Origin of the sequence: Phyllobacterium endophyticum, assembly GCF_003010935.1 — a bacterium.
Taxonomy (GTDB): Bacteria; Pseudomonadota; Alphaproteobacteria; order Rhizobiales; family Rhizobiaceae; genus Phyllobacterium; species Phyllobacterium endophyticum.
On the sequence record NZ_PGGN01000005.1, the window covers coordinates 85233 to 97059 of the forward strand.

At 58.2% G+C, this 11827-nt stretch carries 8 protein-coding genes; 5 read left to right on the forward strand and 3 right to left on the reverse strand.

The window, feature by feature from the left end:
- Positions 1 to 27: 27 nt before the first annotated feature.
- Both CU100_RS22080 and otsB read right to left on the reverse strand, forming a co-directional pair.
- A complete protein-coding gene (locus CU100_RS22080) occupies positions 28 to 870 on the reverse strand; it encodes a DUF2189 domain-containing protein (protein WP_106718791.1) in 843 nt (280 codons plus the stop codon).
- Between the two features lie 153 nt (positions 871 to 1023).
- On the reverse strand, positions 1024 to 1794 hold the full coding sequence (gene otsB, locus CU100_RS22085) for a trehalose-phosphatase (RefSeq protein ID WP_106718792.1): 771 nt from the start codon (positions 1792 to 1794) through the stop codon (positions 1024 to 1026).
- A 149-nt stretch (positions 1795 to 1943) separates the two neighbouring features.
- Here otsB and CU100_RS22090 point away from each other — a divergent pair, with 149 nt between their 5' ends.
- Positions 1944 to 3347: an alpha,alpha-trehalose-phosphate synthase (UDP-forming) gene (locus CU100_RS22090; protein ID WP_106718793.1), complete on the forward strand. Its 1404-nt coding sequence runs from the start codon at positions 1944 to 1946 to the stop codon at positions 3345 to 3347.
- Complete coding sequence (treY, locus tag CU100_RS22095) at positions 3344 to 6004, forward strand: malto-oligosyltrehalose synthase (RefSeq protein ID WP_170113929.1); 2661 nt, start codon at positions 3344 to 3346, stop codon at positions 6002 to 6004. The genes CU100_RS22090 and treY overlap by 4 nt, the downstream gene beginning before the upstream one ends.
- Here the strand turns inward: treY and CU100_RS22100 are convergent.
- Positions 6001 to 7755, reverse strand: a complete 1755-nt coding sequence (locus tag CU100_RS22100) for a cation:proton antiporter domain-containing protein (protein ID WP_106718795.1) — start codon at positions 7753 to 7755, stop codon at positions 6001 to 6003. The two genes, treY and CU100_RS22100, sit on opposite strands and share 4 nt — an antisense overlap.
- Before the next feature lie 266 nt (positions 7756 to 8021).
- On the opposite strand from CU100_RS22100, the gene CU100_RS22105 reads away from it, so the two are divergent.
- From CU100_RS22105 to CU100_RS22115, 3 genes are all read left to right on the forward strand, one after another.
- Complete coding sequence (locus CU100_RS22105) at positions 8022 to 8771, forward strand: GntR family transcriptional regulator (protein ID WP_106718796.1); 750 nt, start codon at positions 8022 to 8024, stop codon at positions 8769 to 8771.
- 69 nt (positions 8772 to 8840) lie between these two features.
- A complete protein-coding gene (locus tag CU100_RS22110) occupies positions 8841 to 10385 on the forward strand; it encodes a putative N-acetylmannosamine-6-phosphate 2-epimerase (protein ID WP_106718797.1) in 1545 nt (514 codons plus the stop codon).
- Positions 10378 to 11703 (forward strand): ABC transporter substrate-binding protein, encoded by a 1326-nt coding sequence (locus tag CU100_RS22115; protein ID WP_106718798.1) that lies wholly within the window; start codon positions 10378 to 10380, stop codon positions 11701 to 11703. Before CU100_RS22110 ends, CU100_RS22115 begins: the two co-directional genes overlap by 8 nt.
- The last annotated feature ends 124 nt before the right edge of the window (positions 11704 to 11827 follow it).

Consider the following 11827-nt stretch of genomic DNA (forward strand, 5'->3'; position numbering starts at 1 on the left):
CGCACCGCGTTTTCTTTGACCTGCACTCTAGCGGCGGGAGCGGGGTTTCTTCAGGTTTTGAACTTCCGCGACCGGCAGGGGCGCCACGACCTTGCGGTACAGGTGCCATGTTGCGTGCCCCAGCACCGGAATGAAGATCGCGAGACCGACGAACAAGGTAAGGAAGCCGACGACCAGCAATGCCGCTACGATCAGGCCCCACAAAAGCATCGGTATCGGATTAGCAAAGACAGACTTCACCGAAGTGGTGACCGCGGCCAGCGCGCCGACGTCCCTGTCAAGCAGCAGCGGAAACGTGATGACGCTTATCGAAAGGACGATGACGGAGAACACGAAGCCTATGGCATTGCCCAGGACGATCATGCGCCAGCCTTCCGAAGTGTTGAACACCTGGTTGACAAAGGCGCCGATCGAGGCCGGCGCTGCCGGACCGAACAGGCTGACGTAAAGTGCCTGGGCGGTGAGCAGCCACACGATGAAGATCGCAAAGAGCAAAACGCCGACCGCAAAGATGGAGGGCATGGCTGGAGAACGCCTGACCTCAAGTGCGTGTTGCCATGATGTATCCAGTCCAAGTTCCCGCCTGCGGCTGATCTCGTAGAGACCGATGGCGGCAAACGGCCCGATCAGGGCAAAACCCGACATCAGCGGAAAAAGTATCGGCAGAGCATTTGCCCCCGCCGACCAGCGCGCAAGGACAAGCCCGGCGACGGGATAAATCAGGCAAAGAAAAACATAGTGAGAGGGCTTCTCCCAAAAATCGTCGAGCCCTTGACGCAAAGCAGCAAAAACATCTGCCACGCCGATCTTACGCACCTCAGGATAGACGCTGGTTTCGTTTGCACCAGCGATCACATGAAATTGTGCCATGAGCAATTCTCCCAATCTCGTTTCGAGCGGGAAAGGCACCAGTGGCACCATGCTAGAGGCGGTACCAATGGACCTAAACCTGCACAAGATAAAACATACGCGAATTGGGGAAATTAAGCCAGAGACAACGGCAAGCGGCCAATAGCGCCGCAACTAATTCTCGCTGGTCGCCCGAGCGATCCAGGAACGCACATCAGAGGCAGATTCCAGCTTGAATTCGGCAATGCTCTCGAAGGGCGGATCGCCGACCCTGATCGAGCGTCCGCCCGCCTCCCTGGCGTAGTGGAACATGGTTTCATCGGTCAGGTCGTCGCCAATAACCAGGAACTTCCTTCCCGCATAGGGCGCCGTTTCCATGAAATGCGCGACCGCGACGCCCTTGCTGGTTCCCGCCGGCCCGATCTCGACAACCATCTTGCCATCCTGCCGCTTCCACCCGTAGCCGAGATCCTTGACGAGGCGGTCAACCGCATGCGCGGCAGCGGTTGCTGCTTCGGGTGCCTGCCGGTAATGTACCGACAGCCCAAGACCCTTGTCTTCGATCACCATGCCGGGCCAGTGGCGGGCGAAGTCCTGCAACACAAGACGCGGGCGGTCGAGCGCTTCTGCATTGAGACCATGTCTGAGTATATCCGCGTTTTCCCTGCGGATTTCGGCGCCATGAAGGCCCGCCACGGTGAAATGGTGTGGCGCGAACATCGTATCCACGGCGGCGATCGAACGCCCAGTGACAAGAGCGAGCGCGCCACCGACTTTCCGAGAGAGTTTCATGAGTTGATCGGGCAGATCAGGGGGAACGACGATGCTCTCGGGGGTCGTTGCAAGATCGATGAGGGTACCATCGATGTCGATGAAAAGCGCCCAGCCGTCCAGGCTGGAAGGCAGAGGTCCATCCGCGTTGTCACATGCCGTATCAGGCTGCATATCTCTTTCCTTCGATCGAGGGCACTCATCGGAAAACTCAGCGGGCGGGAAATCGTTCAACGAAAATCCAACATCGCGGGTTTTTCTGGAACCATCACGTTCCCGGGGAGTTGGTTAGAGTCCTGACTGCATGAAGGGACATCTATTTTATGGGACGGCTAGTCGTAATCTCAAATCGCACCGCGAATTTGGGGAAGAATACGCAAATCGGTGGACTTGCTGTCGGTATCGTGGACGCGCTTAGAAAACAGGGAGGACTCTGGGCCGGGTGGGACGGCAGCGTCGTGGACGATGCGGCGGCGGCTACAACGAAGATCCAGACCCACGGCAATGTGACCACCCTGACAACCGCACTGACAAGCGAAGAGCACGAGAAATACTATCTCGGCTTTTCCAACCGCGTGCTTTGGCCAGCCTTCCACTACCGGCTCGACCTTATGGACTACCGGATGGAATTTGCCGACAGTTATTCGGCGACGAACGAGAAGTTCGCGGAACTCATCCGCGGGCACCTGCGCGACGATGATGTGATCTGGGTGCACGACTACCATCTCATTCCGATGGCCGCCGAACTCCGCAAGCGCAATTGCAAGAACAAGATCGGCTTTTTCCTGCACATACCCTTTCCCTCGGCTGATATCTTTTCCGCGGTGCCTCGTCACGAGTGGCTGCGATATTGCCTTTTGCAATTCGACCTGATCGGATTTCAGACGGTCAACGATGTCCATAATTTCCATCGCTATCTCAAAGAGCATTCCGACGCGGCCATTATTTCCCCAGAGGTCGTGCGCGTGAACGATCGCACCATCAATATCGGGCATTTCCCCATCGGAATCGATGTCCAGCAATTCGCCAAGGCGTCCGCGAGAACCGACGATACGATCGAACTCGAGCGTATGCGCCGCAAGGTCCTGCAACGGTTCCAGGTCATATCCGCGGATCGGCTCGACTATTCGAAAGGACTGCCGCACCGCATGAAGGCGTTCAGGAAATTCCTCGAAATCTGCCCGGAGTATCAAGGGCACGCGGACTATCTGCAAATAGCCTCGCCCTCCAGAGAGGATGTCACCGCCTATTCGGATATCAAGGCTGAACTCGAACAGCTTGCAGGGGCAGTCAATGGCAGGTTCGCCGATTTCAACTGGGCACCCATACAATACATCAATCGCAATATTCCACGCGAGAAACTCGCGCCGCTTTTCCGCTCGAGTCTCGTTGGCCTGATCACGCCCCTGCGGGACGGGATGAACCTCGTGGCCAAGGAATATATTGCAGCTCAAGACGACAAGGACCCGGGCATCCTCATTCTTTCCAAGTTCGCGGGTGCCGCCGAGGAACTCAGCGAGGCGCTGATCGTCAATCCCTATGACATCAGCGAGGTGGCAGGGGCGTTGAAAACTGCCGTCGCCATGCCGCTTGAAGAGCGTCAGTTGCGCCATCGCAAGCTCCTGAAACGCATTACGGATCATGACGCGCAATGGTGGCAGCGCCAATATCTTCAGGCGCTGCAGCGCGGCGATCAGCACCCTACCGCCAACGAACGGGTTGCATGACGAGGATGACCACGCCCATTTCCGCCTATCGCATCCAGCTTAGAAACGGTTTGTCCTTCAGCGATATCGCCGCCATCGTGCCCTATCTGAACGATCTCGGTATCGACACGCTCACGGTATCTCCGATCTTCAGCACGATCGAGGTCAGCAGCGGCAAGAAATCCTACAATCCCACCAAGCTCGACGGCGAGGCTGGGGGTGAATACGGCTTCGCCGTCCTCGATACAGCGCTGCGGAAGCTGGGCATGGGACTTGTCGTCGATATCAATCCCAACCAGATGCCGGCGACCCATCACAATCCGTGGTGGTTCGATGTCCTGGAATGGGGATCCGAAAGCCGGTATGCCGGTCATTTCGACGTGGACTGGAAAAAGCGCCTGACCCTGCCTGTTCTTCAACGGCCGCTTGTCGAAGAAGTCCAGGCCGAAACGCTGCAACTCCACTTCCATCAGGGCAAGCTTGCCTTCGGCATCACTTACGGCGACGTGTTCTACCCACTACATCCACGGTCCTACGAAGTTGTTCTTCGCGGCGTGGGCAACGCACTATCGATTGATTTCCTTGACGCCGCGAACAAGGCGGACGCGCAGCGGTCGGAGGAATTTCATTTCCGCTTGCGCGAAATATACGAGAGCAGTGAACTCGCTCATCGTCTTGAACTTGCGGCCTGGCTGAAGGAGCTTTCGCAGGATATGGATGCAATCGACAAAGTGTTGTCGATGCAGAAATGGCGCCTGATGACCCGCCAAAAAGCGCGCCGCCGGATGAATTACCGCCACGCGTTCGATTCAGTTCATTCGGTCGGCGTCCAGGTTGAGAAACCCCAGCCGTTCAAGGATTTTCATGAGGTGCCGCTTGACCTGCTCGAGATCAGCCAGATCATCGGTTTCCGGGTGAATCAAATCGACGGACTGGCCGACCCCGAAGCTTATCTCCGGCAACTGCGTGCAAACGCCGGCGAGAACGCTTATCTCGTGACGGACAAGATCCTTCTGGATGGTGAAAAACACCCTGCCTTGTGGCATGCCGACGGAACGGCCGGCTATGAATTCATCTCGGCGACGGCAAATGTTCTTATCGATCATGATAAGCTTGCGGCGCTGGAAAAGCTGTACAGCGATATTGGCGGCCCGGGCCTCCTGCATTATCGCGGGGCGAAATCCGCCGTCCTGCACAGAAGGTTCGCTGCGGAGTTGCAGGCGCTGGTGGACCTCATCATTTCCATAGATCCGGATGCGGCTACGGGGCTCGACCTGACCCGCGCCGTGACTGACCTCGTCATAGAACTCCCGGTGTTCCGGACCTATTCCGATGGCCGCGGCGTTCTTGAACCTTACCGGTCTATCCTGCGCTCCACGATTTCAGAAATCAAAAGCCGTGCCGACGCCACTGACGCCCGCGCACTCGAATTTTTGCAGAAGATATTGGAGACGTCCGATGGCCTGGGCGGCAAGAGGGCTCGGTCCATAACAAAGTTTCAGCAATTGACCGCTGCTGTCATGGCCCAGGCGATCGAGCAATCCCACCGCTATGGGCGCGGTCCCATCGCTCTCGACGAGGTCATCCTGCACGGAGCCGATTCAGGCGACCCCGTCCAGGCTTTCCATGACAAGATGCTCAACAAGGCTGCCGCGGCGCCAAGGGGCATGCTGGCGACGACATTCTCCTATACGACCAAATTCGGCGAGGACGCCAGGATGCGGCTCCTCGCTCTGTCCGAAGCCCCGGAGCCATGGTGCGAAGCCGTCCTCCGGTGGCGTCAAAAGCATGCCCAGCATGTGGCGACCATCGAGGAGACACCGGCGCCCGATCCCCAGACGGAATGGCTCATCTTTCAGACCCTCGCCGCGATCTGGCCCTTGACGCTGCCGCTTGACGATGAGACCGGACTGAACGCGGTACGTGAAGATCTTTCGGTGTTTATCCAGAAGGCGATCAGCGAAATCCAGAGGGATGCATTCTGGACAGAGATAAACAGGCCATACGAACTGGCAGTGATGGACTATATAAACCAGCTTTTCGCCGACCGTTCCTTCCTTCAGGATTTCGTCGAGACCATGCGTCCCTTCTGGGTGGCCGGGGCAATCAACAGTTTTTCACAAACGGTGCTCAAAGCCACAGCACCCGGAGTGGCCGTAGTTTATAATGGCGCCGAATGCTGGGATTTCGGAGTGTCCAACATCCCCGCATCGACCGACGTGAACTTCGAAGCGCTGGCCACCCGCCTCTCCTATGCGGACCAGTCGCCGTTGAACATATTGCTAGAGGATTGGCACACGGGCGCGATAAAACAGCGGCTTGTTTCGACACACTTGCGGGCTCGAAAACGCAAACCCGGCCTGTTTACCGGCGGCGAGTATGTGCCCCTGAAAGTGACCGGCAAGAAACGGAGAAATGTCATTGCCTTCCTGAGGAAGGACGGCAGCGACGTTTGCATGGTCGCAGTGCCCAGGCATCCGTTCGACGCTGTGAGGCGATTCAACACGCCATTCATGCCGATCCCCGGCTGGGGTGACACCGCTATCCAGGTCCCCCAGGAGATCAGAGGGCTGGAACTACAGGACCTCATGACAGGAAATAGAACAATCCTTGCTGACAAGTGCCTTATCGCCGATGCGATGCGCGGATTTTCAACGGTTTCGCTGATGACGGACTAGGTCGCGTCCAGGGCCTGATTGCGCTTCCTGCGCGAAACGTTTCTCGCCTTGCGTTCCTTGGCCATGTCGCTGACGGCAGCCAGGAGCGCAGGATGTTTGGCCATGAACACATTGAAATCGCGGCGCTCTAAAACCAGGAAATGGCAAAAATCAACAGCAATGACGTCGGCCGTGCGTCTGCCACCGCTCAGCAGAGCCATTTCGCCGAAAAATGCGCCCGCCTCGAGCCGGATCGATTCGTTCTCCAGTCGGACCTCGACGGCGCCGGATGAGATGAAGTACATGCCGTCGACACGATCTCCGATACGGATGACGCGCTCGCCCGGCGACGCCACCTTGGGCCGGAACAGGAGCAGGAGTTCTTCCTGGGAATTCTCGTTCACCTGCGCAAACATCGGGAAGGTTTCTATCAGTTGCTGCATTTCCAGCTGATGCTGCCTGTTCCTGTCATCGCTGATCTTCCGGATCCTTGCCAGCTCGCGGCAAAGTGCATCGTGCTTCTGCTGGCCATAATTGGCGGAAAGGGATGGATATTTGCTGTGGATTGCCTTTTGCAGCCAATCTCCCGCGAGCAGAACGAGCGGGTTCACAGTGATCGACAGGATGGCGCCGGCAAGAATGAGATCCTGCCCCTCGCGCGGCAACAGGCCGAGCGAAACGCCGAGACCTGCCAGGATAAACGAGAACTCGCCGATCTGCGCCAGTCCGGCAGCGACAGAAAGGCCCATGGCGATGGGATAGCGCAGCAGCACCACTATCAGGAACGCGATTATCGATTTGCCGAAGATGATCAGCGCGAGCACGCCGGCAACGGCAAGCGGTTCGCGAATGATGACATAGGGATCGAAAAGCATGCCGACCGAAACGAAAAACAGCACGGCGAAGGCATTTTGCAAAGGCAGGGAGTCGGCCGCGGCACGATGACTGAGGTGCGATTCGCTCATGACCACACCCGCAAAAAACGCACCGAGTGCAAAGGATACGCCGAAGATTTCCGCGGAGCCGAAGGCGATACCGAGCGCAACGGCAAGAACAGAAAGCGTGAACAATTCCGGTGACCCGGTCCGCGCCACCAATGTCAGTATCCACGGAACGACTTTCGGACCAAAGAATATCGCCATGACCGTGAAGGCGCCAACTTTGAGCAGGGTCACTGCTATGGTCAAAGCGATCGCGAGGCCTCCCGCAGCTTCGGCTCCCGCAGCCGTGGCATCGACATGACCGCCCAGAACGCCGGAAAATGCGGGCAACAGCACAAGAGCCAGCACCATCGCCAGATCCTCGACGATGAGCCATCCCACCGTGACACGACCATTTACGGAGTCGACCTGATTATGCTCCTCGAGCGCCTTGAGAAGCACGACAGTACTGGCGACCGACAGGCTGAGACCAAATACGATCCCGGCCCCAAGCCCCCAGCCCCATAGTGAGGTGAGGCCGATGCCAAGCAGGGTTGCAAGCAGGATGCGCCCCAGTGCGCCCGGGACCGCCACCCCTCGGACCGCGAGCAAATCAGACGCGGAAAAATGCAGGCCTACGCCAAACATCAACAGGATGACGCCCATCTCGGCAAGCTGGGATGCGAGATCGCTGTCCGCTACAACACCAGGTGTATAGGGTCCCATCACGATACCGGCGACAAGATATCCGACCAGCGGCGGCAAGCGCAGACGATCGGCCGCGTAGCCGAAGACGGCGGCAAACACGAAGCCGAGGGCAACCGTCGCTAAGAGTGAGACCTCTTGATGCACGTTTCTCTTTCCATGAATTTTCGCAAAGCCAAGCGGTTTTACAAAAGGTCGATCTGCTGGAAATTGCAATAGATCGTTCGATTATCCGTTCAAACCACACACTTGCAACTGTTCACACCTAAATATCATCCAAGACTGGAAAAGCTCATCTTCATCTCGGTGCCGAACGTGGCAAGCGAAGCTAAAGCCTAATACCAGTTGGTTTATCAAAAGAATAATGCGAGGGTGATCGCGCGATGCTGGAAGACTGCAGCCAAGGAGAAGATATGGAGCGTGAGCAGCTGTTTGTGGAAGTCCTTTCCCGGATCGGCGCATATGAACCGGGGATACCGCTGCACAAGAAATTGAAGATGGCGCTGCAGGAACTTATCGTCAGCAACAGAATAAGAAGGGGGGCCACCCTTCCTGGCGAGAGGACGATGGCGGAAGCCCTGTCGCTTTCGCGCGTAACGGTCAGGAAGGCGATCGAGCTTCTCATAGAGGACGGCCATCTGCGGCGACGCCACGGCGCGAAAACCGAGGTGAGCGTTCCCGTCGAGAAATCGTTGTCAACGCTGGCAAGCTTCTCCGAAGACATGATAGCGCGAGGGCTCGAACCCGGATGTATATGGATTTCCAAGGAAATAGGAAGGCCATCGCCGGCGGAAGCAATGGCGCTTGCACTTCCGCCGAATGCGCAGATCATTCGCCTGAAACGCATTCGGACCGCCGATGGAAACCCCGCCGCCTACGAGACGGCGGTCGTCCCGGCAAGGTTTCTACCCTCGCCCGATCTCGTCAGCAACTCGCTCTACGAGGCATTGGCGAAGCGGAACGTCCTGCCACAGCGGGCAATCCAGCGGCTGCGCTCGCGCCCGGCCTCGGCGCAGGATAGCGAATTGTTGAAATGCACAGTGGGCTCGCCCCTGATCATCATCGAGCGGCGCTGTTTCCTCCCTGACGACCAGCCGGTCGAGTTCACCGAGACAAGGTATCGCGGCGATCTCTATGACTTCGTCACCGAGCTAAGTCGATAATACCAGTTTTTAACTGGTTGCAATCTGGTATGATCTGGATATCGTTCTCGTCACAAGCGAGGAACAAGTGTGAAAATCGGGGATCTCAAAGGCAAACTTATCGTATCCTGCCAGCCCGTGCCGGGCGGTCCAATGGACGATGCCAGGATGGTGACGGCATTTGCCCTGGCAGCGGTTGCCGGTGGTGCCAGCGCGCTTAGAATAGAATCCCTTGATTATGTGCGTGCGGTCCGCGCCGCGACCGATGTGCCGATCATCGGGATCGTCAAGAAGGACCTTGAGACATCGCCGGTTCGGATCACGCCGCATGTAGCGGACGCGGTCGCCCTGGCGAGGGCCGGCGCGCAAATCGTGGCGTTCGATGCGACGCTGCGTTCGCGCCCGGATACAATTGCGAATATCATAGCGGCCATTCACGCGAATGGCGCATTGGCGATGGCGGATTGCTCGTCGGTCGAGGATGGCCTTGCGGCTCTCAAGGCCGGCGCCGACTGCGTTGGATCGACTCTCTCCGGTTACACGGGCGGCCCCGTGCCTGACGAACCCGACTTCGACCTGATTACGCAGCTGCACGATCTTACCCCCCATGTAATCGCGGAGGGCCGTATCAGAACACCGGAGCAGGCAATCGTAGCGTTGCGCCGGGGTGCATCCAGTGTCGTGGTCGGCTCGGCAATCACCCGTACCGAACATGTCACCTCATGGTTTAAACAGGCAATCGCTGCAGAAACTGCGAATAAAGCCAGCAAGGGCGTGCTCGCGATCGACATCGGCGGTACCAAGACGCTGGCCTGTCTGGTCAAGGACGGCAAGATCGCGAGGGAGCTGCATTTCCCAACTGATCACACGCTTGGGCCCGACGGCTGGGTTGAAGCTGTCGCCGCGACGACCTTGGGCTGGAAAGGCTTGTATGACCGGGTGGCGGCTGCGGTGACCGGCATCGTCGTGGATGGCCATTGGGCAGCGTTGAACCCGGCGACGCTCAAACTTCCTGCAAGTTATGCACTCGCCGACAAGTTGCGCGACACGTTCGGCGTGTCGGCTACGGCATTCAACGACGCGCAAAGCGCAGCCTGGGGCGAGCACCGCTTTGGCGCCGGTGCTCGCGAGGACATGGTGTTCCTCACCATCTCGACGGGCATCGGCGGCGGCATCGTCCTCAACGGCCGGCTCCTGCAGGGTACTGCCGGTCATTTCGGCCTGTTCCAGGGCTATTTCGAATGCTCAAACCGGCCGTTGGAAGACAGCGTTTCTGGCCACTGGATGAACGGAGAAGCCCGCAAGGCCGGATTCGATTTGGAGGCCCGGGAGATTTTCGCGGCAGCACGATCGGGCGCTCCATGGGCATCGCACATCATTTCGATCTCGGCCAAGCGCGCGGCGATGCTTTGCCAGAACATCCAGCTGGCGCTCGATCCCAGACGCATCATTATCGGAGGCGGCATTGGCCTTGCCGAAGGTTATATCGACCAAGTACGCAGTGCATTCACCTTTCCCGCCTTGTCGCTTCGCCCCACCCTTGTGCCTGCCGGTCTCGGCCGCCACGCAGGTGTGATCGGCGCAGCGGATCTAGTTGCACAGTCCCGCTCAATCCCTGGAGGCTATAATGCTTAGACTAGCCAAAATCACGCTATCGGCTCTTGCGCTGCTTGCCGGATCCTTCGGTGCAGCCAACGCTACCGTCACAGTTCTCGGCTGGCCGGGCGGCTCCGAAGAGACGGCATTGCGCGCCGCCGCGGAAGCTTACAACGCACAAAGCGGAATGGCAGACGAGGACAAGGTCGAACTGTTGTTCTATAGCCGCGACGGCTTCTACGACAAGTTGCAAGCCGACATGGCTGCAGGTTCGAGCGCTTTCGACATCAACCTGCTCGCGACCTATTCGATCGGCCGTTACGCACCCTATATGGAGCCGGTCGACCTTGGGCCGGATGCGGCAAAAGTCTTCGGGGATTCCGTGCTGAAGACGATGCAGTTCGATGGGAAACAATATGGTGTTCCCACCGACCTTTCGTTGCATTTCATGTACTATCGCAAGGACCTCGTTGACGCCCTGCTCGCTGATCCGGCGGCGAAGGCAACCTATGGCGAGATCAGCCAGAAATACCTCGGCAAATCACTGGAGCCAAAGGCACCGGACAGCTGGACGTGGGACGACTGGGCGGCCACTGCGCTCTATTTCACCAAGGCGGTAAACCCCGACAGTCCTGTGCGTTACGGCACTGTCCTGCAGATGAAGAACCTGCTCTTCAACATCATGGTCTGGCAATCCGTCGCGCGTGCCAATGGTGGCGACTGGATGGATGCCTCGGGTAATGTCTCCATCGACTCGCCTGCCTACCGGACCGCGCTGGAGCTATACAAGAAGCTCTACGACGCCGGTGCATCGCCCAAGGATTCCCTGTCTTACGAATATGCTGAAACGAACGCTGCGTTTGGCTCCGGCCAGGTGGCGACAGCCTTGCAATGGAACGCCGCAGCGAGCGAATTGACCGACCCTGCCAAAACTCCAGCAATCGCGGAAAATGTGGGAATCGTTGCGCCGCCAGCCGGTTCAGCGGGTCGGGCAGACCATATCCATGGCCTCGGGCTGGGGATAAACAAGAATGCCAGCAACAAGCCCGGTGCCGAGAAGTTCCTGCGATGGCTCGCGACCGAGGACGCCGCGCTGCTCTACGCCCGCAGCGGTGGCTCTCCGGCGCTGATGCCTGATGTCGCGGCGAAGATCGCGACAGAGCGTCCGGATCTCGTGACGCTTGGCCAATATGCGGCTGCCTATGGCTATGTGATGACAGGCGCAACATCGGCCAACGCCTTCCCGGTCTACGAACTGCAGGCAAAGGAATTCACCGGCTACTGGTCCGGCCAGTCGACGCTTGACGAGGCACTTGCCAATACGAAAACCGGTATGGAAAAGCTGCTTAAACCTTGAGCCACCCTCGTTATCTCTCCCCTTGCGGGAGAGAAAGCGATTTCAGCATCTTAGCCCTTGCCAAGCGCTAGAGAGGGGATTTGCCTTACTGAACTACCCCCTCTCTTGGATTTTCCCCACAAAG